This window comes from Roseateles aquatilis (genome assembly GCF_002205645.1).
Taxonomy (GTDB): domain Bacteria; phylum Pseudomonadota; class Gammaproteobacteria; order Burkholderiales; family Burkholderiaceae_C; genus Roseateles; species Roseateles aquatilis.
Window position 1 is genome coordinate 49,765 of sequence record NZ_NIOF01000011.1, and the last position, 21,142, is coordinate 70,906.

Annotated in this window: 19 protein-coding genes and 1 tRNA gene; 10 read left to right on the forward strand and 10 right to left on the reverse strand. The window is 70.4% G+C overall.

Translation table 11 applies throughout. The features are described 5' to 3' along the window. Window positions 1-44: 44 nt before the first annotated feature. Window positions 45-509, forward strand: a complete 465-nt coding sequence (locus tag CDN99_RS20385; protein WP_238139624.1) for a YybH family protein — start codon at window positions 45-47, stop codon at window positions 507-509. A gap of 16 nt (window positions 510-525) precedes the next feature. Here CDN99_RS20385 and CDN99_RS20390 read toward each other — a convergent pair whose 3' ends face one another. From CDN99_RS20390 to CDN99_RS20405, 4 genes are read right to left on the reverse strand one after another with little or no spacing between them, the layout of a single operon-like run. Then, window positions 526-1,260 (reverse strand): proteasome-type protease, encoded by a 735-nt coding sequence (locus CDN99_RS20390; protein ID WP_088386745.1) that lies wholly within the window; start codon window positions 1,258-1,260, stop codon window positions 526-528. A 51-nt stretch (window positions 1,261-1,311) separates the two neighbouring features. Beyond that, window positions 1,312-2,181, reverse strand: coding sequence for a transglutaminase family protein (locus CDN99_RS20395; protein ID WP_088386746.1), 870 nt, complete (start codon window positions 2,179-2,181; stop codon window positions 1,312-1,314). Between the two features lie 12 nt (window positions 2,182-2,193). Then, on the reverse strand, window positions 2,194-3,162 hold the full coding sequence (locus CDN99_RS20400) for an alpha-E domain-containing protein (RefSeq protein WP_088386906.1): 969 nt from the start codon (window positions 3,160-3,162) through the stop codon (window positions 2,194-2,196). A gap of 2 nt (window positions 3,163-3,164) precedes the next feature. Next, window positions 3,165-4,550: a circularly permuted type 2 ATP-grasp protein gene (locus CDN99_RS20405; RefSeq protein ID WP_202820305.1), complete on the reverse strand. Its 1,386-nt coding sequence runs from the start codon at window positions 4,548-4,550 to the stop codon at window positions 3,165-3,167. Window positions 4,551-4,813: 263 nt separating this feature from the next. Between CDN99_RS20405 and CDN99_RS20410 the strand changes: the two genes are divergently transcribed. From CDN99_RS20410 to CDN99_RS20440, 7 genes are all read left to right on the forward strand, one after another. After that, the gene (locus CDN99_RS20410) at window positions 4,814-6,952 is read left to right on the forward strand and encodes a sensor domain-containing diguanylate cyclase (RefSeq protein ID WP_088386748.1); all 2,139 of its coding nucleotides are present in this window, start codon (window positions 4,814-4,816) and stop codon (window positions 6,950-6,952) included. A gap of 163 nt (window positions 6,953-7,115) precedes the next feature. After that, entirely contained in the window at window positions 7,116-7,499 is a 384-nt protein-coding gene (locus tag CDN99_RS20415; protein WP_238139625.1) for a winged helix-turn-helix domain-containing protein, read from the forward strand. 215 nt (window positions 7,500-7,714) lie between these two features. Further along, a complete protein-coding gene (gene modA / locus CDN99_RS20420; RefSeq protein WP_088386749.1) occupies window positions 7,715-8,467 on the forward strand; it encodes a molybdate ABC transporter substrate-binding protein in 753 nt (250 codons plus the stop codon). 37 nt (window positions 8,468-8,504) lie between these two features. After that, entirely contained in the window at window positions 8,505-9,173 is a 669-nt protein-coding gene (gene modB / locus CDN99_RS20425; RefSeq protein ID WP_088386750.1) for a molybdate ABC transporter permease subunit, read from the forward strand. Beyond that, window positions 9,170-9,844 (forward strand): ABC transporter ATP-binding protein, encoded by a 675-nt coding sequence (locus CDN99_RS20430; protein ID WP_088386751.1) that lies wholly within the window; start codon window positions 9,170-9,172, stop codon window positions 9,842-9,844. The genes modB and CDN99_RS20430 overlap by 4 nt, the downstream gene beginning before the upstream one ends. A gap of 70 nt (window positions 9,845-9,914) precedes the next feature. Then, window positions 9,915-12,095, forward strand: coding sequence for a patatin-like phospholipase family protein (locus tag CDN99_RS20435; RefSeq protein ID WP_088386752.1), 2,181 nt, complete (start codon window positions 9,915-9,917; stop codon window positions 12,093-12,095). Window positions 12,096-12,282: 187 nt separating this feature from the next. Further along, window positions 12,283-13,836 (forward strand): methyl-accepting chemotaxis protein, encoded by a 1,554-nt coding sequence (locus CDN99_RS20440; RefSeq protein WP_088386753.1) that lies wholly within the window; start codon window positions 12,283-12,285, stop codon window positions 13,834-13,836. 23 nt (window positions 13,837-13,859) lie between these two features. Here CDN99_RS20440 and CDN99_RS20445 read toward each other — a convergent pair whose 3' ends face one another. The 4 genes from CDN99_RS20445 to CDN99_RS20460 form a co-directional block, all read right to left on the reverse strand. Further along, entirely contained in the window at window positions 13,860-14,231 is a 372-nt protein-coding gene (locus CDN99_RS20445; RefSeq protein WP_088386754.1) for a hypothetical protein, read from the reverse strand. A 96-nt stretch (window positions 14,232-14,327) separates the two neighbouring features. Beyond that, on the reverse strand, window positions 14,328-15,305 hold the full coding sequence (locus CDN99_RS20450) for an NAD-dependent epimerase/dehydratase family protein (protein ID WP_088386755.1): 978 nt from the start codon (window positions 15,303-15,305) through the stop codon (window positions 14,328-14,330). A 103-nt stretch (window positions 15,306-15,408) separates the two neighbouring features. After that, window positions 15,409-17,190, reverse strand: a complete 1,782-nt coding sequence (locus CDN99_RS20455) for an IlvD/Edd family dehydratase (protein ID WP_088386756.1) — start codon at window positions 17,188-17,190, stop codon at window positions 15,409-15,411. A gap of 6 nt (window positions 17,191-17,196) precedes the next feature. After that, window positions 17,197-18,198 carry a Bug family tripartite tricarboxylate transporter substrate binding protein gene (locus CDN99_RS20460; protein ID WP_088386757.1) on the reverse strand — a complete coding sequence of 334 codons (1,002 nt, stop codon included), beginning with the start codon at window positions 18,196-18,198 and terminating at the stop codon, window positions 17,197-17,199. Between the two features lie 134 nt (window positions 18,199-18,332). Here CDN99_RS20460 and CDN99_RS20465 point away from each other — a divergent pair, with 134 nt between their 5' ends. Further along, the gene (locus CDN99_RS20465) at window positions 18,333-19,223 is read left to right on the forward strand and encodes a LysR family transcriptional regulator (protein WP_088386758.1); all 891 of its coding nucleotides are present in this window, start codon (window positions 18,333-18,335) and stop codon (window positions 19,221-19,223) included. A 115-nt stretch (window positions 19,224-19,338) separates the two neighbouring features. Here the strand turns inward: CDN99_RS20465 and CDN99_RS20470 are convergent. After that, window positions 19,339-19,413, reverse strand: a tRNA-Arg gene (locus CDN99_RS20470). Window positions 19,414-19,720: 307 nt separating this feature from the next. Here CDN99_RS20470 and CDN99_RS20475 point away from each other — a divergent pair. Next, the gene (locus CDN99_RS20475; protein WP_088386759.1) at window positions 19,721-20,335 is read left to right on the forward strand and encodes a c-type cytochrome; all 615 of its coding nucleotides are present in this window, start codon (window positions 19,721-19,723) and stop codon (window positions 20,333-20,335) included. Window positions 20,336-20,561: 226 nt separating this feature from the next. Here CDN99_RS20475 and CDN99_RS20480 read toward each other — a convergent pair whose 3' ends face one another. Next, on the reverse strand, window positions 20,562-21,110 hold the full coding sequence (locus CDN99_RS20480) for a DUF2946 family protein (RefSeq protein WP_088386760.1): 549 nt from the start codon (window positions 21,108-21,110) through the stop codon (window positions 20,562-20,564). Window positions 21,111-21,142 lie beyond the last annotated feature (32 nt).

A 21,142-nucleotide genomic window follows, 5' to 3' on the forward strand; every position in this document is an offset into this window, starting at 1 on the left:
GACCCCTGGCTAGACTCCAATCGCAAACACGCAGGAGTCCCGCCATGCCCACCCGCCGCGCCATCCTCCGATCCACGCTTGCGCTGTCCTCCGGCGCGCTGACGGCGACGTCGTCGATGGCGCCGCGGGCCGCCGCCACCGGCAACCCCGTCCGCGATGCCGAGCTCGCCTTCGCCGCCACGATGGCCACGCGGGACTTCAAGGCCTTCGGTGAATTCGTGGCCGAGGACGCGGTGTTCATCAGCGGCAACAAGCCCCTGCGTGGACGCACCGCGGTGCTTGCCGAATGGAAGCGCTTCTTCGACGGCCCCGAGGCGCCCTTCGAATGGGCGCCTGATCTGGTCGAGGTGCTGCCCGATGGCAAGCTCGGCTACAGCACCGGGCCCGTCCGCGTGAAGGGCAAGCTGGTCGCGCGTTTCGCGTCGACCTGGCGGCGTGAGGCCGACGGGCGGTGGCGCGTGGTCTTCGACAACGGCAGCGACGTGTGCGATTGCAAGCAGTCCGGCTGACGCCGAACCCCAGCGCTCACTTGAACCAATCCTCGTCCGGCAACTGCTCGAACACCCGCTTCAGGCCGCCGCCCCAGCCCTGACTGATCGTCGTGAAGTAGGGATCGTCCTTGGTGATGCGGTGCGGCTCGGCCGGCGCGAAGCTGTCGGTGCGGTAGAGCAGCATGTCGATCGGCAGGCCCACCGACAGGTTGCTGCGGATCGTCGAGTCGAAGGAGATCAGCGCGCACTTGGTCGCCTCGGCCAGCGAGCTGTCGAAGTCGATGACGCGGTCGATGATGGGCTTGCCGTACTTCGATTCACCGATCTGCAGATAGGGCGTGTCTTCCGTGGCCTCGATGAAGTTGCCTTGCGGGTAGACGTGGAAGATCCGCGGCACCTCGCCCTTGATCTGGCCGCCGACGATGAAGTTGCCGCCGAAGTCCACGCCCTGGTTCAACTGGCCGTTGCCCTCGCTGTCGCGCGCGACGACCTCCTTCAGCGTGCGGCCCACCAGCTCCGCGACGTCGTACATCGATGTCAGGTTCATCAGATGTCTTCCTTCCTTCCCCGCGCGCTGGCGCAGCAGGCTGATCACGCTCTGCGTGGTCGCCAGGTTGCCGGCGGTGAGCAGCGTGACGAGGCGCTCGCCCGGCTGCTCGAAGACATTCATCTTGCGGAACGTGGCGATCTGATCGACGCCCGCGTTGGTCCGGGAGTCCGACGCGAACAGCAGGCCGGCACGCAGCCGCATGGCAACACAGTAGGTCATGGGGCGAAAGGTTAGCGCATCACTTCGGTGCCGCACCGGCGGTGTGCGCCCTCATTGCTGATCGGACGTGCCAGGCTTCACGAGCACTTCCGCCCGCATCGTCTCCAGCCCGCCTCCCGTGCGCACCCCGCGTACCGGGCACGCGTCCAGGTAATCCGCGCCGATCGCGAGCTTCACGTACCGCCCATCCGCGAGGCATTGGTTGCTGATGTCGTATCCCAGCCAGCCGCCCGCCATGCCGCCCGCCGCCTTGCCGGCCATCTCGCCGGCCCTGTCGCCCGCGACCGACGACGCCTCCGGCAGCCGCACCTCGGCCCAGGCGTGGCTGGCGACATGCGCGAAGTCCGTCGCCAGGTAGCCGGAGACATACCGCGCCGGCAGCCCCAGCAGCCGAGCGCAGCAGACGAAGACCTGCGCATGGTCCTGACAGACGCCGCGGCCGGTCTCGAAGGCCTCCGCCGCCGGCGTCGCCGCGTCGGTGTAGCCCTTCAGATAGGGCATGCGGTCGCCGATCGCCGCCATCAGCGCCATCAGCGCGGCATGCGGATCATCGCGCGCCGCATCGGCGAAGGCGGCGGCGAAGCGGCGCAGCGGCTCGTCGGCACGCGTCAGCGCGCTGTCGCGCAGGAACAGCGGCGCGGGCAATTCGTCCCGTGGGTCGGGCCGCGGCAACGCGTCGTCGGTGACGACCTCGCCCATGGCCCGCAGCAGGATCTCCCGGCGCGGGCCGTCCAGGCTCAGCACGTGCATGGTGTTGCCGAAGGCGTCCCGGCAGACGTTCGCCGGCGCCGGCAGGGCCAGCCCCCAGTGCAGCACCTGCACGCCCCGCGCGGGGCGCGGCGTGAGGCGCAGGTACTGCACGCTGCGGGCAAGCGGCGCGTCGTAGCGGTAGACGGTCTCGTGGGCAATGTGCAGGTGCATGGCGGGCCTCGGTCACTGGGCCTCGAAGTAGGCGCGCTGGATGTCCAGACCCAGGCGGGCCGAGTCCTCCAGGAAACCGGTCAGCCACGGATGCAGGCCCGTCTCCAGGATCTCGTCCACCGCGCCGTACTGCAGCTTCAGCGCCAGCTCGCCGGCGCGCTGCTTGACGCGTCGGCCCGCGTCGGCATCGCCGCCGCGGGCCTCGATCTCCGGGAGGATCTCACGGATCTCGTCGCAGCAGGCGCGCAGCGAGCGCGGCACGTCCGGGCGCAGGATCAGCAGCTCCGTCACGAGCCGGCCGTTCAGGCTGTCCCGGTACACCGCGTGATACGCCTCGAAGGCCGACAGCGAGCGCAGCAGCGCGTTCCACGCGTAGAAGTCCGGCGCGCTGTCGCTGGGCACGTCCACCGGCGCCAGCGTGTCCACGGCCGGCGCGATCAGCTGCGACTTCACGTCCAGCAGCCGCGCGGTGTTGTCCGCGCGCTCGATGAAGGTGCCCAGCCGGATGAAGCTGTAGGCGTCGTTGCGCTGCAGCGTGCCGTAGGTCGCGCCGCGGAACAGGTGGGAGCGCTCCTTCACCCAGTCGAAGAAGGACGACGGATCGACCACGCCGCGCCGCGCCAGCTCGCGCGCCTCCAGCCAGCTGGTGTTGATGGCCTCCCACATCTCGGCGGTGATCTGGCCGCGCACCGCGTGCGCGTTCTCCCGCGCCTGCCGGAAGCAGGACAGCACCGAGGCGGGGTTCTCCAGGTCGATGCCCATGAAGCGGAACAGCTGCTCGGCGCTCAGCCGCGCGTGGCGCGCCTGATAGGCCTCGAGCGTGCCGGTGATGGCCAGGGGGGCGGCGAGCTCCGTCGCCGCGCCGCGCGATTGCGGCAGCAACGACAGCGAGTGCGTCACGTCGAGCATGCGCACGAGGTTCTCGGCGCGCTCCAGGTAGCGGCTCATCCAGTAGAGCTGGGCGGCGGTGCGGCTGAGCATCATCAGTTCTCCAGGATCCAGGTGTCTTTCGTCCCGCCGCCCTGCGACGAATTGACGACCAGCGAGCCCGCCTTCAACGCCACCCGCGTCAGGCCGCCCGCCACCATGTTGACCTCGCGGCCCGACAGCACGAACGGCCGCAGGTCGATGTGGCGCGGCGCGATGCCGCGCTCGACGAAGGTCGGGCAGCTCGACAGGCACAGCGTCGGCTGCGCGATGTAGTTGGACGGGTCGGCCTTGACCCGTTCCTTGAAGGCGGCCACCTCCGCCGCGCTGGCCGCCGGGCCGACCAGCATCCCGTAGCCGCCGGCGCCGTGCACCTCCTTCACCACCAGCTCGGCCATGTGGTTCAGCACGTGGTCCAGGTCCTGCGGCTTGCGGCACTGCCAGGTCGGCACGTTGTGCAGGATGGGCTCCTCGCCCAGGTAGAAGCGGATCATGTCCGGCACATACGGGTAGATGGACTTGTCGTCAGCGACGCCGGTGCCGATCGCGTTGGCCAGCACCACGTGGCCCTGCTTGTAGACCGAGAGCAGCCCCGGCACCCCCAGCATCGAATCGGCCCGGAAGGCCAGCGGGTCGAGGAAGGCGTCGTCGATGCGGCGGTAGATCACGTCGACGCGCTTGGGCCCGACGGTGGTCCGCATGAAGACGAAGCCGTCCTTGACGAACAGATCCTGGCCCTCGACCAGCTCCACGCCCATCTGCTGGGCCAGGAAGGCGTGCTCGAAGTAGGCCGAGTTGAACGGACCCGGCGTCAGCACCACCACGGTCGGGTTGTCCGCCGGGCTGGCCTGGCGCAACGTGCCCAGCAGCAGCGCCGGGTAATGCGCCACCGGCGCGATCGAGTAGGTCGCGAACAGCTCCGGGAAGAGCCGCATCATCATCTTGCGGTTCTCCAGCATGTAGCTGACGCCGGAGGGCACGCGCAAGTTGTCCTCCAGCACGTAATAGCCGCCGTCGGAATGGCGGATCAGGTCCACGCCGGTGATGTGGGCGTAGATGCCCAGGGGCAGGTCCAGCCCCTGCATGGCGGGCTGGTACTGGGCGTTGGCGAAGACCTGCTCGGCGGGGATCAGGCCGGCCTTGACGATCTCGTGGTCGTGGTAGATGTCCCACAGGAAGCGGTTGAGCGCGGTGACGCGCTGGCGCAGGCCGCGCTCCAGCATCCGCCAGTCGTCGGCCGGCACGATGCGCGGCACGGTGTCGAAGGGGATGAGCCGCTCGGCCCCGGCCTCGTCGCCGTAGACGGCGAAGGTGATGCCGACCTTGTGGAAGAGCAGGTCGGCTTCGGATCGCTTCTTGGCCAGGGCGTCCGGCGTCTGGGCGTGCAGCCAGTCGGCGAAGGCCTGGTAGCTGGTCCGGATCGCGCCGCTTTGCAGCAGCATCTCGTCGTAGTGGCCGGTGGCCGGCAGGGTCAACGCATGCATGAAGTCTCCAGGGGCGAGCCGCGACATGGGCGGCCGGACGGGGCGTTGCAAGGCGCGTGCCCAGGGTCGGGGACCGCTGACGCAGGCGTGGGGCTCAGCTTGACCGGTTTTGGTGCGGTTGCAAAGCCCGCCCCGTGCCTGTGCCTCGGCCGCGCCCGGCCGTGGTGCAGGGGCAATATCCCGCGTTGCGCGTCGGCCGGGCAATCGCTACAAATGCCGCGATGCACAACGACTCCCAGGCGCTCCCGCCCCCCGGCTCCGCCCCGTCCGGCCGGCCGGAGCCCACCTCCTCGTCCGACCCGCTCGGCGCCGCGTTGCCGCGGGGCTCGCGCGCGTCGCTCGGCCGCTGGCTCACCGCGATGGTGCTGGCGGCGGTGGCCGTGGCGCTGCTCAGCTCGGCGCTGCTGATCGAGAACTTCGCCCGCGCCCATGCCGAGCGCCGCGCGGTGGAGTCCCTGCGGCAGGTCGCCGTCGACTTCCGCGACGCGCTGGACCGCGGCATGGCGCAGCAGTTCAAGGAAGTGAGGGTGCTGGCGCAGCTGGAGCCCTTCCGGCGCTTCGACGATCCGGAGGCGATGCGCCGCGCGCTCGACCAGGTGCAGATCGGTTTCGACCACTTCGCCTGGCTGGGCGTGACCGATGCGCAGGGGCGGGTGGTCGCGGCGGCGGGTGGCCTGCTGGACGGCGTGGACGTGTCCCGGCGGCCGTGGTGGCAGGGCGCGCGCAAGGGCGCCCCGTTCGTCGGCGACGTCCATTCGGCGCTGCTGCTGGAGAAGCTGCTGCCGCGCCAGAGCGAGCCCTGGCGCTTCGTCGACTTCGCGGTGCCGCTGCTGGACGGCCGGGGGCAGCTGCAGGGCGTGTTCGGCGTCCACCTGAGCTGGAGCTGGGCGCGGCAGATCAAGAGCGAGCTGATCGACGCCACGATGGCCTCGCATCAGGCCGACGCGCTGGTGCTGGGCCAGGGTGGGGCGGTGATCCTGGGGCCGTCGGACCTGGAGGGCAAGACCGTGCCGATCCGGCCCGAGGAGGGCGTCGGCCTGCGTCACCACGAGGCCGACGGCGTCGAGTACTTCGCCGTCAGCGTGCCCAGCCAGGGCTACGGGCCGTATCCGGGCCTGGGCTGGACGGTGCTGGTGCGGCAGCCGGTGGCCCTCGCGCTGGAGGACTACTACCAGCTGCGCCGCCAGATCGTGCTGAGCGCCGTGTTGCTGCTGGCGGCGGCGGTGCCGGTCAGCTGGTGGCTGGCGCGGCGCATGAGCCGCCCGCTGGACGAGCTGAGCCGCGCCATCGCCCGGCGCCACCACCTGGGTGACGATGCGCTGCCGAGCGTCGGCGGCTACCGCGAGGCGGCGATGCTGTCCAACGCGCTGCAGGAGTTGTCCCGGCGCCAGGCGGCCCAGGACCGATCGCTGGCGGAGCTCAACGCCTCCCTGGAGCAGCGGGTGGTCGCGCGCACCGAGGAACTGCGCGACGCGCTGCTGCGGCAGGAATCCAGCGAGCGCCGGCTGCGCACGATCACGGACAACCTGCCGGTGCTGATCTCCTACATCGACGCCGACCAGCGGGTGCGTTTCCTCAACGCGACCTTCCACGGCTGGATGGGCATGGCGCCGGAGCAGGCGCTGGGCCGCACCCTGTCCGAGGTGATCGGGCCGGTGCTGCACGAGCAGCGCGCCGACTTCCTCAAGGGCGCGCTGGCGGGCGTGCGGCAGCGTTTCGAGACGCGGTCCGAAGCCAACGGCGTCGCCCGGGACCTGCTGGCCGAGTACGTGCCGGACGTCCGGCCCGACGGCACGGTGGCCGGCGTCTACACGCTCGCGACCGACATCACCGCGTTCAAGCAGGTCGAGCGGGAGCTGGACCGGCTCAGCCGCGTCGACCCGCTGACCGGCCTGCCGAACCGGCGCCAATTCGAGTCGCGGCTGTCGGAGTCGCTGGCGCGGACGCGGCGCGGCGGCCGCACGCTGGGGCTGATGTTCCTGGACCTGGACCACTTCAAGCAGGTCAACGACACGCTCGGACACGCGGCCGGGGACGTGGTGCTCAAGGTCTTCGCCGACCGCGTGCGCGGGGTGATCCGGGAGACGGACCAGCTCTGCCGGCTGGCCGGCGACGAATTCGTGCTCATCCTGGAGAACCTGGCCGAGCCGCGCGAGGCCACCCTCGTGGCGCAGAAGGTGGTAGAGGCGGTGCGGGTCCCGCTGGCGCTGTCCGGTACCGAGCTGCGCCTGTCGACCAGCATCGGCGTGGCCTGCCATGACGGCGGCGACGAAAGCGAGGTCGCGTTGCTGGGCCGTGCCGACGACGCGCTCTACGCGGCCAAGGACGCGGGGCGGGATTGCTGGCGGTCGGCGGACTGAGCGGAGATCGGAAGATCGGGAGGTCGCGAGCTGCGAGCCATGAGCCATGAGCCATGAGCCATGAGCCATGAGCCATGAGCCAGAGTTGCGAGTCGCATGGCCAGAGCAAAGAGCCGAGCGCGATATCGCGTCGGGCCGCCGACGATCGGGTGTAATGCGCGGCATGGCGACTTCCTCTTCTTCCTCTTCCAGCGCCGCCCGCAAGCCGGAGCTGCGGCTGCGCATGCGGGTCACCGTCGGCGACGTGATCGCGGTCGGGCCGGGCAAGATCGCGCTGCTGGAGGCGCTCGACGAGACCGGCTCCATCACCGCGGCGGCCAAGTCACTGGACATGTCCTATCGACGCGCCTGGCTGCTGATCGACGAGCTCAACCGCGCGCTGAAGGAGCCGGCGGTGGCCACCGCGGCCGGCGGCGCCAAGGGCGGCGGCAGCGCGCTGACTGCCAGCGGCCACGCGCTGGTGGCGTTGTACCGGCAGATCGAGCAGACCGCGCTGCAGGCGTGCAAGCCCGAGATCCGGCAACTCATGAAGCTGCTGGCGCCCTGAGCGGGCCACCATCGCTCGCCACCGCCACCGCCACCGCCACCGCCACCGCCACCGCCACCGCCACCGCCTTGCGTCGCGCCGAGACAGGGCAGGGCAGGGCAGGGCAGGGCAAGCCAAGGGCTTGCCTCCCCCAGGCCACGCCATATCCTGGGATATATTGCGGACCTCTTTTGCAAGCCGCCTCGGAGGGCCAATCCATGCGTTGGAATCGTTCGATGAATACCGCCCGCCGCGCCGCCGTGCTGACCCTGGCCCTGATGGCCGCGGGCCTGGCGCAGGCGGCCGACGTCACCGTCTCCGCGGCGGCCAGCCTGACCAACGCGTTCAAGGAGCTGGCGCCGGCCTTCGAGGCCGCCCATCCCGGCACCAAGCTGCAATTCAACTTCGCCGCGTCGGACGCGCTGCTGGCGCAGATCGCCAAGGGCGCGCCGGTCGACGTCTTCGCGTCGGCAGACCAGGAAACGATGGACAAGGCGCAGCAGCAGAAGCTGCTGGTCGACGGCACGCGCCGCAACTTCGTCAGCAATGCGCTGGTGGTGATCACGCCGCTGGAGGGCGGCGTGGCGCTGAAGGCGCTGGCGGACCTGCAGCAGCCGGCCGTCAAGCGCGTCGCCATCGGCAAGCCCGAGGGCGTGCCGGCCGGTCGTTACGCCAAGGGCGCGCTGGAGGCGGCCAAGCTCTGGCCCGCCGTCGAGCCCAAGGCCGTCTACGCGCAGAACGTGCGCCAGGCGCTGGACTACGTGTCGCGCGGCGAGGTCGAGGCCGGCTTCGTCTACGCCACCGACGCCCTGGTGCTGAAGGACAAGGTCCGCATCCTGTTCAGCGTGCCGACAGAGACGCCGATCTCCTACCCCATCGCCGTGACCAACGTCGGCCCGAACGTCGAGGGCGGCAAGGCGTTCCTGACCTTCGTCGCGTCGCCGGCCGGCCAGGCCGTGCTCGCGAAGTACGGCTTCCAGAAGCCCTGAGCGTCGGCTCGACGGCTGAACGGAAACGGCGCGCCACGTGGATCAAGCCTGGATCGCGCTGGCGCTGTCGTTGAAGGTGGCGGGCTGGGCCACGGCGCTCAATCTGGTGCTGGGCGTGGCCGCCGGCTTCGCGCTGGCGCGTTTCCGCTTTCCGGGACGGGAGCTGCTGGACGCGATCCTGACGCTGCCCATGGTGCTGCCGCCGACGGTGCTGGGCTACTACCTGCTGGTCGTGATCGGCCGGCGCGGCTGGCTCGGCGCCTGGTTGTGGGAGCACTTCGGCATCAACCTGATCTTCACCTGGCAGGGCGCGGTGATCGCCGCGACGATCGTCGCCTTCCCGCTGGTGATGAAGTCGGCGCGCGCGGCCTTCGAGGGCGTCGATCCGCAACTGGAGCGGGCCGGCCGGGTGCTCGGCCTGGGCGAGTGGGCGCTGTTCTTCCGCGTCACGTTGCCGATGGCCTGGCGCGGCGTGCTGGCCGGCGTGCTGCTGGCCTTCGCCCGCGCGCTCGGTGAATTCGGCGCCACGCTGATGGTCGCCGGCAGCATTCCGGGCAAGACGCAGACGCTGTCGGTCGCGGTGTACGAGGCGGTGCAGGCCGGCCAGGACGACACCGCCAACCTGCTGGTGTTGATCACGTCGGCGACCTGCGTCGTGGTGCTGTTGCTGGCGGGCCGGCTGGCCGGATCGAGGCCCGCGACATGAGCTTCGACGTCCGCATCCGCAAGCATGTCGAAGGCGGCGGCCGCCGCTTCGATCTGGTCGTCGAGTTCCGCACCGACGCCCGGCGCACGGTGGTGCACGGCCCCTCCGGGGCCGGCAAGAGCCTGACGCTGCAGGCGATCGCCGGCCTGCTGCGGCCGGACGAGGGCACCATCCTGGTCGACGGCCAGCCGGTCTTCGACAGCGCGTCGCGCGTGGACGTGCCGGCGCGGGAGCGGCGGCTCGGCTACCTGTTCCAGGACTACGCGCTGTTCCCGCACCTGACGGTGCGGCAGAACATCGCCTTCGGCCTGACGCACGGCTGGCTCAATCCGTCGCGGCGCGACGGCGGCGCCGCGGTCGACCGCTGGCTGCAGGCCTTCGAGCTGGAACGCGTCGCGCAGCAGCGGCCGCACCAGTTGTCGGGCGGCCAACGGCAGCGCACGGCGCTGGCGCGCGCGCTGGTCAACGAGCCGCGCGCGCTGCTGCTGGACGAGCCCTTCTCCGCCCTCGATCCGGACCTGCGCGGGCGCATGCGGGCGGAGCTGGACACGCTGCTCGACCGCATCGGCATCCCCATGCTCATGATCACGCACGACCCCGAGGACGTGGAGCGTTTCGGGGACCGGCGGATCCGGTTGACCGACGGGCAGGTGACCACGTCCTCTGTCTGAAGGACAACGCGGATTGCGTGACGACCCCGTCCCCTCAAGAATCGAGGGCGATAACAAGGGGAACACGCACATGGCGGAACAACAAGAGCAGCAGGTCCAACCACCGCTGAACACGCCGCTGTCGCCCGGCGTCAGCCACTGCGACCTGGTGATGAAGGGCGGCATCACCAGCGGCGTGATCTATCCGCGGCTGGTGTCCGACCTCTCGGCGCAATACGTCTTCAAGAACATCGGCGGCACCTCTGCCGGCGCAATCGCCGCCGGGGCCAGCGCGGCCGCGGAGTATGGGCGGCAGCACGGCAATGCCGGCGCCTTCGCGGCCCTGGCGAAGCTGCCCGAGATGCTGGGCGAAGCCTTGCCCGGCGGCCGCACCCGCCTGTTCACGCTGTTTCAGCCGGTGCCGGCGTTGCGGCGCCACTTCGACGTGCTGGTCGGCGCGCTCAACAGGAAGCCGGTGGCGGCCGTGGCCTCGGTGCTGACCGGCATGGTCGCGATGCAGCTCGGCCTGACGCTGTTGATCGTGCTGGTCGGCGGGCTGTTGCTGGCGCCGTTCCTGCATCTGCTGGTGCCGTCGCTGGGCGGCGTCTGGACGCTGGTCGCGGGCGTGGCGGCGCAGGCGGCGATCGTCGTGCTGCTCCTGCTGCTGGCGAAGCTGGCCGCGAGCGGGAAGGGCGTATGGTTGCTGAAGCTCGTCATCCTCGCCGTCGTGATCGCGGCGGTCGGCGCGATCTGGTGCCGACGCGAGGAGGCGCTGCTTCTGATCGGGGCCGCCGCCGGGCTGCTGGCGGTCGCCGCGTTGATCGTGGCGGTGCTGGTGGTGGCGGTCGCGTGGCTGTTCACCAGCGGCCTGCTCAAGGGCTTGAAGGGCAACGGCTACGGCTTCTGCGGCGGCCTCACGCAGGCGGACAACGGCGGGCTGAGCGCGCTCACCGACTGGCTCACCGGCTACTTCAACGACCTGGCCGGGCTCAAGCCCACGGACCCGCCGCTGAGTTTCGGCCAGCTGTGGGGCACCGACGACCCCGCCAAGCCGCGCGAGATCAACCTGGAAGTGATGACCAGCGCGGTCAGCCAGCAGATGGTCTACAGCGTGCCCTTCCGGCCGGGCACGCCGACGTTCTTCTACGACCCGACGGAATGGGCGCGGCTGTTCCCGAAGACCGTCATGGACGCGCTGGAGCGCGCCATCGTCGCCGACCCCGAGGGCGACAGCGGCGACAAGCCCGAGCCCGGCACGGTCGTGGTCAACCTGGACGGCCGACCGCTGCGCCGGCTGCCGGGGCGGGCGCATCTGCCGGTGGTGGTGGCCATCCGCATGAGCCTGAGCTTCCCGGTCCTGCTGTCGGCGGTGCCGCTGTATTCGATCGACTGGTCGCTGAAGGAGAACAACGATCGGAAGAAGCAGATCCGCGAGCTCCCGTCCGAGGCCGAGCGCGCGCGCCTGCCGCTGCGCGCGACCAAGATCTGGTTCTCCGACGGCGGCATCGGCAGCAACATGCCGCTGCACATGTTCGACGCGTTGCTGCCGCGGCACCCCACCTTCGCGGTCAATCTCAAGAAGGAGCACCCGGACTATCCGATCGTCACGCCAGAGATTCCAGACAACGCCGGCGGCCGGGTCTATCTGGCGGAGAACCCCTCGGCCGGCCGCTTGCGCCATTGGCAGGACCCGGACCTGGAGCGCGAATACACCGTCGGCGGGAGCAACCCGCGCAAGTCACCGGGCGGCGGCCTGGTGGGTTTCCTGCTCAGCATCGTCGACACCATGCAGAACTGGCGCGACGAGATCATGTTCCCGGTGCCCGGCTTCCGCGACCGGATCATCCAGATCAGCCAGAAGCCGTCCGAGGGCGGCCTCAACCTTGACATGCCGCCACCGACGATCGCCGCGCTGGCCGGGGCGGGCGGCATGGCCGCGCTGCGGCTGGTGAAGCGCTTCCACGCGTTGGGATCGACGCCCGCGCTGGGCTGGGAGCAGCATCGCCGCGACCGCCTCGCCACCTTCCTGGGGGTCATGCAGCCGGGCTGCGTCTCGCTGGCGACGACGCTCACGCCACCGTCGGGCTGGCTCTACCTGCTGGACCAGTCCAGCAAGTACGACCCGGCGATGAAGGCCGAGGCGGAGCGATTCGTCCTCGGCGTCATCGATCTGGGCGATCGCGCCCAGGCGCGGCCGAGCGGCGACAAGATCCTGCTGGACATCGGCGCGCCCAAGCCCATCCCGCAGGTCCGGATCGTGCCGCGCATCTGACGGCGCCGGCCCGCTACACCTCCTTCCGCCGGTCCGCGTGAGCATTTCCACTGAATCGCGTGGCGGCGTTCCCACGCGGCCGTGACGGACGCGCCAGCGCGGTGGCGGCGGACGGGCCGTCGTGCCAATAATCCGCGCACGCCGAGGCCCGGACTCTCCCGCCGGGCCGGTATCGAAGGAGCCGCCCATGTCTTCCGCCCTGACCTCGCACAGGTCCATCGGTCAGCGCCTGGGCCTCGTCCAGGCCGTCGTGCTGTTCATCGCGCTGATCGGATCGGCGCTCGGCTACTGGGGTCTGAGCCGCGTCGCGGCGCAGACCGCCGCGATGTACGAGGACTCGATCGTCACCGAGCGTGTCGCCGCCGACTGGTACCGCAACGTCTTCAACGGCGCGACGCGCACCACCGCGATCGCCGCCAGCGCCGACGCCGGCCTGGCGATCTACTTCGCGCAGCAGGCGGCCGAGTCGACCAAGGCCTCCACCGAGCTGCAGCAGCGGATGGAAAAGCTGCTGACCAGCCCCGAGGAGCGCGCCAACTTCGAGAAGGTCGTGCAGCTGCGCAAGAACTACATCGCCGCGCGCGACATCATCAGCGACGCGAAGAAGCAGGGCGACATGGCGCGCGCGAAGCAGGTCTTCGAGCAGCAGTTCCAGGCCGCCGCGAAGGATTACCTGGACGGATTGCGCGTCGTGGTCCAGCAGCAGCGCGACCAGCTCGACGCCGCGCTGGCGGCGCTGCGCGAGACCAACCAGCGCGCCCGCTGGGCGCTGGTGGCCTTCGGGCTGGTGGCGCTGGTCGTGGGCGGCGCGCTGGCGACATGGCTGTCGCGATCGATCACGCGCCCGCTGGGCCAGGCGGTGGACGTGGCCGACGCCATCGCGCGTTTCGACCTGACGCACCGCATCGAGACCGGCGGCAACGACGAGACCGGCCAGTTGCTGCGCTCGCTGGACGTGATGCAGCGCGCGCTGCTGAAGTTGATCGGCGAGGTGCGCGGCTCCACGGACAGCATCAGCACCGCGAGCGCCCAGATCGCCTCCGGCAACATGGACCTGTCAGCGCGGACCGAGCAGACGGCCTCCAACCTGCAGGAGGCGGCCGCGTCGCTGACCGAGCTGACCGGCACCGTGCGCCAGACCGCGGACGCGGCGACGACGGCGAATCAACTGGTCAGCTCCGCCTCGTCCACCGCGCAGCGCGGCGGCGCCGTGATGGGGCAGGTGGTGACGACGATGGGCGACATCAGCGACAGCTCGCGCCGCATCGCCGACATCATCGGCGTGATCGACGGCATCGCCTTCCAGACCAACATCCTGGCGTTGAACGCCGCGGTGGAAGCGGCGCGCGCGGGCGAGCAGGGACGAGGCTTCGCGGTCGTCGCGAGCGAGGTGCGCTCGCTGGCGCAACGCAGCGCCGAGGCGGCCAAGCAGATCAAGACGCTGATCGCCACCAGCGTGGAGCGCGTCGAATCGGGCTCGCGGCTGGTCAGCGACGCCGGCAGCACGATGAACGACATCGTGACCAGCGTGCAGCGGGTCACCGACATCATCGCGGAGATCAGCGCCGCGTCGCAGGAGCAGAGCGACGGCATCAACCAGGTCAACGCCGCCGTCGGCCACCTGGACCAGATGACGCAGCAGAACGCCGCGCTGGTCGAGGAAGCCGCCTCGGCGGCCGAGAGCCTGAAGGATCAGTCGCAGCGGCTGTCGGGGGCGATCGCGGTGTTCAGGCTGGCTTGAGGCCGGCCCGAGGCCGCCGTCGCTCAGCCCTGAAGGCTGGGGCCCCAGTACCACCCGGACTGCCGCAGCTTCTGCCACTGCGGTGCCGAGCAACTGCCGTTGGTGTCGTTGTCGAACCACATCCGCACATGCTTGCGGGTTTGATTCGCCAGCAACAGCGTCGCCAGGATGCCCTTGCATGCGGCCGGCGTCACGTTGAAGGCCGGGTTCTCATTGAGAGAGCAGACCGCCTGCCAGGACATGCCGCCGCCGTCGAAGGTGAACGACGCGTTCACTTCCCCATTGGGGTCGACGGTGACCTGGTCGACGCTGCCGGAGCAGTTGTAGCTAGCGGCGTTGGCGAGCACTGGCAGAACCAGCAGCAGCGCGAGGGCACGAGACGGTTTGATGAGCATGAGCTTCCTCCCTGATTGGCGATGTCGTGACGGCGCGTTTTGTAGCAGCTTTGGCCAGCGGCAGGAAGGCTCCGCGGGAGCCGGGGATCGCGCCCGTCAGGCCTTCACGCGTGCAAGGCATTCGGCCTCGCGCTCCGGCGTCAGCGCGGCGACGAGCTTCGCGCCGTCCCAGTCCGTGTCGCGCGGCGCGGTCGCCCACGCCAGCGTGTCCGTGACCGACGCCAGGACGGGACGTGTGGTCAATCCCGCCGCGTAGGCGCGCCTGGCGTCCGCGAGCAGCATGCCGCCGTACGCCGGGTCGCTCTCGGGCAGCCACAGCGGCAGGCCGGTCCAGGGCACGACGTCCATCGCCAGCAGCGTCTCGTCCGGCACCCAGGTGAAGCGCGCGTCGCTGGCCGGCGCGGCGTCGAGGCAGGTGTCCAGCAGCTCGAGCATCGGCAGGCGATGACCGATCGCGTTGAAGGCGCCCGTCGCACGCGATTCCGCCAGCGTGATGCAGAACAACGCGAGGTCGCGGGCGTCGATGAACTGGACCGGTCGCTCCGGTCGCCCCGGCGCGAGGATCTCGCCGCCGCGCGCGACGCGCGTCGGCCAGTAGGTGAAGCGCCCGGTGGGATCGTGCGGGCCGACGATCAGGCCCGGCCGGACGATGGCGTGACGATCGGGCAGGGCGCGCGCCAGCGCTTCCTCGGCGCGGGCTTTCAGCGCGCCGTAGCCTTCATGGCCGGCGGCGAGGGCGGTCGACTCGTCGTAGACCTTGCCGGGCTCGAAACGTCCGTAGGCCGAGATCGACGACACGAACACCACCTGCGGCGCGCCCGTGTCCAGCGCCGCCAGCGTGCGGTCGATCTGGGCGGGCGTGAAGGCGCTGCAATCGATGACGGCGTCGAAGCTCCGGCCGCGCAGCGCGCTCATGTCGCCGTCGCGATCGCCGATGAGCCGCTCGACCTCGGGGAACAGGCCGCGGCCATGGCGGCCGCGGTTCAGCATGGTGACGGCGTGACCGCGCGCGAGCGCGGCATCGATGACGTGGCGGCCGAGGAAGACGGTCCCGCCGAGGATGAGGAGGCGCATGGGCGCCGATTGTGGGCCGATGCCGCGCCGGATGCCGGAGGGCACGGAGGCTCCGGACCAACGACGCCGGCCGCCCCTCGCGGGGGGACCGGCGCCGCGTCCGTCAATCCCGCTCCGGCGCCTTGCCCGTCGTCTTGGCGGCGCGCAGGAAGTCGAAGTCGACGCCCTTGTCCGCCTGGGTGACGGTCTGCAGGAACAGCTTCCGATAGCCGCGGTCGGCGGTCGGCTCGACGACCGGGTTCTCCGCGGCCCGTTTCGCGAGTTCCTCATCGGAGACCAGCAGCGCGATCTCGCGCGCCTTGACGCTCAGGCGGATGCGGTCGCCATTGCGCACATGGGCCAGCGGGCCGCCGACCGCCGCCTCCGGCGTCACGTGCAGCACGATGGTGCCGAAGGCGGTGCCGCTCATGCGGCCGTCGGAGACGCGCACGATGTCCTTCACGCCGGCGCGCGCGAGCTTGCGGGGGATGGGGATGTAGCCCGCCTCCGGCATGCCGGGGGCTCCCTTCGGCCCGATGTTCTTCAGCACCAGGATGTCGTCGGCCGTGACGTCCAGGTCGTCGCTGTCGATGCGATTGGCCAGGTCCGCGCTGTTCTCGAAGACGACGGCCCGGCCTTCGTGCTCCATGAGCCTGGGGTCGGCCGCGGACTGCTTGATGATCGCGCCGCCGGGCGCCAGGTTGCCGCGCAGCACCGCCAGGCCGCCCTGCGGGTAGATGGGCTGGTCGAAGGGCCGCACGACGTCCTGCGCGAAGCCGTCGCCCGCGCGCTCGATCTCCTCGCCCAGGGTCCGGCCGGTGACGGTCAGGGCCTCCAGGCGCAGCAGCGGCTTGAGCTCGCGCAGCAGCGTGGCCATGCCCCCCGCCGCGTGGAAGTCCTCCATGTAATGCTGGCCCGAGGGCTTCAGGTCCAGCAGCACCGGCGTCTCGCGGCCCATGCGGTCCAGCCCGGCCAGATCGATGTCGATGCCCATGCGCCCGGCGATGGCGGTCAGGTGCACGATGCCGTTGGTCGAGCCGCCGATGGCCAGCAGCACGCGCAGCGCGTTCTCGAAGGCGGCCGGCGTCAGGATCCTGTCGATCGTGAGCCCCTGGCGCGCCAGCGCGACGGCTTGCGCGCCGGTCTGCTCGGCGATGCGGATGCGGTCCGCGGTCACGGCGGGGGGCGAGGCGCCGCCCGGCACCGTCATGCCCAGCGCCTCGGCCACGCAGGCCATGGTGCTGGCGGTGCCCATCACCGAGCAGGTGCCGACGCTGGCGACCAACTGGTTGTTGACGTCCGAGATCTCCTGCGCGTCGATCTCCTCCGCGCGGTACTTGCCCCAGTAGCGGCGGCAGTCGGTGCAGGCGCCGACGCGCTCGCCGCGGTGGCTGCCGGTCAGCATCGACCCGGTGATCAGCTGGATCGCCGGAATGCCGGCCGACGCCGCGCCCATCAACTGTGCCGGCACCGTCTTGTCGCAACCGCCGATCAGCACCACCGCGTCCATCGGCTGCGCGCGCACCAACTCCTCGGTGTCCATGGACATGAGGTTGCGCAGGTACATGCTGGTCGGCGCCGAGAAGCTCTCGTGCACCGAGATGGTCGGGAAGTCCATCGGCAGCCCGCCGGCGAGCATGATGCCGCGCTTGACCGCCTCCAGCAGCTGCGGCATGTTGCCGTGGCACGGGTTGTAGCTGCTGCCGGTGTTGGTGATGCCGATGACGGGGCGGTCCAGCGCGTCGTCCGAATAGCCCGCGCCCTTGATGAACGCCTTGCGCAGGAACAGCGAGAAGCCCTGGTCGCCGTAGTTGGTCAGGCCCTTCCTGAGGCCCTCGGGGCCCTTGGCGGCGTCGGCGCCATGGCTGTCGTCGTGGTCGTGGGGGTCGTTGGCGTCATTGCTCACGATGGTTCACTCGTCTGCCTTGATGTTGGCCGCGGCGATGACGCGGGCCCATTTCGCCACCTCGCCCTTGAGCCGGTCCTGGGCCGCGGCCGGGGTCAGCGGTGCCTGCGGGATGACGCCCTGCTGGGCCAGTTGCGCCTGGACCTCGGGCTTCTTGAGGCCCTTGTAGATGGCGCCGTTCAGGCGCTGCACGACGTCGGCCGGCGTGCCCGCGGGCACCAGGACGCCGAAGGTGGAGGTCACTTCGAGGGCGGGGAATCCCGCCTCGGCGGTCGTTGGCACGTCGGGCAGGTTGGGGTCGCGCGTCGACGCGGCGACCGCCAGCGGCGTGAGCTTGCCGCCCTTGATGAACTGCAGCACCGCCGGCACGGTCTCGGCCATGAACTGGAGCTGGCCCGCGATCAGGTCGGTGACGGCGGGGCCGCTGCCGCGATAGGGGATGTTCTCGGTCTCGAGCTTGCCCTGCAGCTTCAGCATCTCCGAGGCCATGCGCTGCGGCGCGCCGGCGCCCGACGAGCCGAAGGACACCTTGCCGGGGTTCGCCTTGACGTAGGCCACCAGCTCCTTCAGCGACTTGGCGGGCACCGAGGTGTTGGCCACGAAGACCAGCGGCACGCTGCCCACCACCGCCACGGTCTGGAAGTCCTTGACCAGGTCGTAGCGGACCTTGCCCTTTTCCAGCGTCGCGATCGTCGAGTGCGACGTCATCGCACCCATCAGGATGGTGTAGCCGTCGGGCGCTGCCTTGGCCACGGCCTGCGCGCCCAGGTTGCCCCCCGCGCCGGCGCGGTTCTCGACGATCACCTGCTTGCCCAGGCCGGTCGAGAGCTCCGCGGCGAGGATGCGGCCGATGATGTCCGTCGCGCCGCCCGGGGAGAACGGCACGATCATCGTGATGACCTTGTCCGGATAGGGCGCGGCGTGGGCGGTGCCGGCGAAGGCGAGCGCGGAAGCGGCGACGGCGGTCGCGAGGATCTGGCGGCGATGGATGCCGGTGGTGCGGGGCATGGAGTCTCCTGGTCGTTATGGGGGCCAATGGTTGGTCAAGGAGGACCGGAGAGCAATTTGGTTCCCATTGCTTCAGATCAAAAAATTCCTTATGTTCGACCTTCCAGGAAAAACAGGGTCGAGGGGGCGCCGGCATGGATCTGCGATACGTTCAGAGCTTCGTCACGACGGTGGAGTGCGGGTCGATCGCCGAGGCGGCGCGCCGGCTCGACATGACCGCGCCCGCGGTCGCCGCGCGCCTGAAGGCGCTGGAGGACGACCTGGGCGCGCAGCTGGTCCGCCGGTCGGGACGCGCCGTCAAGCCGACGGCGGCGGGGCTGAACATCTTCGACCGCGCGCGCAACATGCTGCGCGAGGAGCGCGATCTGCGCGCGCTGGCCAACGAGAAGGTGCAACTGGGCGAGCTGCGGCTCGGGGCGTTCGTCTCGGCGCTGACGACGGTGCTGCCGCCGGTGCTGCGGCGCCTATACGCGAGCCATCCCAACCTGTCGGTGTCGGTGGTCTCGAACGCGTCCACGGAGCTGGTCCGCATGGTGGCGGCCGGGGACCTGGATGCCGCGGTCGTCGTCGAGCCGCAGTTCGCGATTCCCAAGACCTGCGAGTGGCGCGAGCTGATGACGGAGCCGCTGGTCGTCGTCGCGCCGAAGGAGCTGGCGCGACGCGACGCGCATGACCTGCTGCGGACCGAGCCCTTCATCCAGTACGACCGATCGGTGCTGGGCGGACAGCTGGCGGACCGCTATCTGCGCCAGCACGGCCTGACCCCTCATCGGCGGCTGGAGATCAACGGGTTGATGTCGATCGCCGCGATGGTGGATCAGGGGCTGGGGATCTCGTTGCTGCCGGACTGGTCGGCGCTGTGGTCCAGCGGGTTGTCCATCCAGAAGGTGCCGTTGCCCGGCACCGCGCCGATGCGCAAGAGCGGCTTCGTTTGGAGCGCCCACAGCCCGCGGGCGCCGATCGCGCGCATGTTCCTGGAGCAGGCCGAGGCACTGTTCTCGCGGCCGAAGAGGAAGGCGCGCTGAGGGCGGCGTCGGCACGACGGCGCGCGACGCGCGGTCCGGAAAGCAGATCGGGACCGCGAGGGTCCCGATTGGTTGCGAGCCGCGGTCCCAACGGGACGGCCAGCTCGGCGAATTCTGGTGCGACCGGCAAGAATCGAACTTGCGACTAAGCCTTCGGAGGGCCCAATGATATCCACTTCACCACGGTCGCGGCGAAGCGCGCATTCTAGCCTTGTTCCGCGGCCTCCCGGCCGAAGCCGCCAACACCGCGTCGCGGACTTGCGCGTTCCGACCCTCGCCGTTGCACCGCGCCGTCAGGCGGCGGCCCTGACGAAAGCCCCAGGGTGGGGCGGCGAGGCGCTGGCTATACTGCGCCGATTTGCTGCCCCCGGTCCGCGTCGGAGGACCGTTTTCCACTGCGGGAACGCATCCGGAAACACCTCCCGAAACGCGCCGCGACGCGGACCCGAATCTGCTGTCTTCGATTCGATTTCACTGCCGACATCCACGAGGAATTCATGAGCGGAACCCAGGATCACGCCCACGCCCAGGACACGCACGCTGAAGCACACGACGCCCACGAGGGCCCGATCAAGACGCCCAAGCAGCTCGCCGTCGCTGTCTTCTTCGCGTTCGTGATCCCGATCGTGATCATCGTGATGCTCGCGAACTACGTCTCCAGCGAGGTCAAGCCCGCCGCCGGCAGCACCGGCCTGGACGAGCAGGCCGTCGCCGCCCGCATCCAGCCGGTCGGCAGCATCGAGCTCAAGGACCTCTCCAACCCCGCCGCCATGAAGTCCGGCGAGCAGGTCTTCCAGGCCCAGTGCGCCGCCTGCCACGCCGCCGGCGTCGCCGGCGCGCCCAAGTTCGGCGACGCCGATGCCTGGGGCCCGCGCGTGAAGACCGGCGTCGACGCGCTGGTGCACTCGGCCCTGAAGGGCAAGGGCAACATGGGCCCGCAAGGCGGCGGCGACTTCAGCGACTTCGAGATCTCCCGCGCCGTGGTCTACATGGCCAATCACGGCGGCGCCAAGTTCGACGACCCCAAGCTGCCCGCCGCGGCCGCATCCGGCGCGGCGGCCGATGCCGGCGCCTCGGCGCCCGCCACGGCGGCGTCCGGCGCCTCGCAGTAACACCCCCGGCGCGCGCGCCGATCCCCGAAGCCGGCCTCGCGCCGGCTTTGTCGTTTCTGGAACGCGGGAGCCGCGGGTCGCCACGCCATGGCGCTACCGCACCCGCCACGACACGACACGACACGACGCGACACGACGGCCTCATGGGGCCTCCCCGTCACAGCATGAGCGCATCCGCTCGCACCGATGAAGGGGGAAGAGGCCCGCGGCGGAGTGCGCCCGGGGGTCAGGCCTTGCCTGGAGAAGCGATCGACCGGGGCGCTTCGACCGGATCGAGCACCACGCCGTGCCTGGCGATCAACGCCGCATGCGTGCTGTGTGACAGGGCCCAGCGTCCCGCCTCGATCGCATCGGCGGCCGGCCCCATGTCCTGCGTGTGGACGAGGCCCAGCCCCAGGTCGGTCTCCAGGAACAGCCGGTCGGCCTCGTCCAGCACCGCCGCGGCGACCCGCGCCTCGCGATCGGTGTGGCTGAGCACGCGGCCGTCCGGCTGCAGGCGCCAGACCCACGGCGCGGCCTCCAGTTGCAGGTAGACGCGCTGCGGCCCGTTCTGGAAGAACCAGGCGCCGTGCTCGTCCGCGCCGTAGTTGCGGTGGATGAAGCTGATCAGCTTGTCATGCACGATGCGGCTGCCCTTGACCCGCGGGAACGGGCCGGCCGCCTGGATGCGCTCGTCGCGCATGTACCAGTCGCCGCGCGCGTCCAGCGCCAGCCAGCCGTAGCAGTGCGGCACATTGGGCCATTTCTTCAGCGCGGCTTCGACGATGGCGTCCATCTGCGGTCTCACTTCCGTGTCATGGGTCCGAT

Bases quoted from the DNA above. Each gene is read 5' to 3' on its own strand.
- CDN99_RS20385 (WP_238139624.1), top strand. From the start codon at position 45: ATGCCCACCCGCCGCGCCATCCTCCGATCCACGCTTGCGCTGTCCTCC.
- CDN99_RS20390 (WP_088386745.1), bottom strand. From the start codon at position 1,260: ATGACCTACTGTGTTGCCATGCGGCTGCGTGCCGGCCTGCTGTTCGCG.
- CDN99_RS20395 (WP_088386746.1), bottom strand. From the start codon at position 2,181: ATGCACCTGCACATTGCCCACGAGACCGTCTACCGCTACGACGCGCCG.
- CDN99_RS20400 (WP_088386906.1), bottom strand. From the start codon at position 3,162: ATGCTCAGCCGCACCGCCGCCCAGCTCTACTGGATGAGCCGCTACCTG.
- CDN99_RS20405 (WP_202820305.1), bottom strand. From the start codon at position 4,550: ATGCTGCTGCAAAGCGGCGCGATCCGGACCAGCTACCAGGCCTTCGCC.
- CDN99_RS20410 (WP_088386748.1), top strand. From the start codon at position 4,814: ATGCACAACGACTCCCAGGCGCTCCCGCCCCCCGGCTCCGCCCCGTCC.
- CDN99_RS20415 (WP_238139625.1), top strand. From the start codon at position 7,116: ATGGCGACTTCCTCTTCTTCCTCTTCCAGCGCCGCCCGCAAGCCGGAG.
- modA (WP_088386749.1), top strand. From the start codon at position 7,715: ATGAATACCGCCCGCCGCGCCGCCGTGCTGACCCTGGCCCTGATGGCC.
- CDN99_RS20430 (WP_088386751.1), top strand. From the start codon at position 9,170: ATGAGCTTCGACGTCCGCATCCGCAAGCATGTCGAAGGCGGCGGCCGC.
- CDN99_RS20435 (WP_088386752.1), top strand. From the start codon at position 9,915: ATGGCGGAACAACAAGAGCAGCAGGTCCAACCACCGCTGAACACGCCG.
- CDN99_RS20440 (WP_088386753.1), top strand. From the start codon at position 12,283: ATGTCTTCCGCCCTGACCTCGCACAGGTCCATCGGTCAGCGCCTGGGC.
- CDN99_RS20445 (WP_088386754.1), bottom strand. From the start codon at position 14,231: ATGCTCATCAAACCGTCTCGTGCCCTCGCGCTGCTGCTGGTTCTGCCA.
- CDN99_RS20450 (WP_088386755.1), bottom strand. From the start codon at position 15,305: ATGCGCCTCCTCATCCTCGGCGGGACCGTCTTCCTCGGCCGCCACGTC.
- CDN99_RS20460 (WP_088386757.1), bottom strand. From the start codon at position 18,198: ATGCCCCGCACCACCGGCATCCATCGCCGCCAGATCCTCGCGACCGCC.
- CDN99_RS20465 (WP_088386758.1), top strand. From the start codon at position 18,333: ATGGATCTGCGATACGTTCAGAGCTTCGTCACGACGGTGGAGTGCGGG.
- CDN99_RS20475 (WP_088386759.1), top strand. From the start codon at position 19,721: ATGAGCGGAACCCAGGATCACGCCCACGCCCAGGACACGCACGCTGAA.
- CDN99_RS20480 (WP_088386760.1), bottom strand. From the start codon at position 21,110: ATGGACGCCATCGTCGAAGCCGCGCTGAAGAAATGGCCCAATGTGCCG.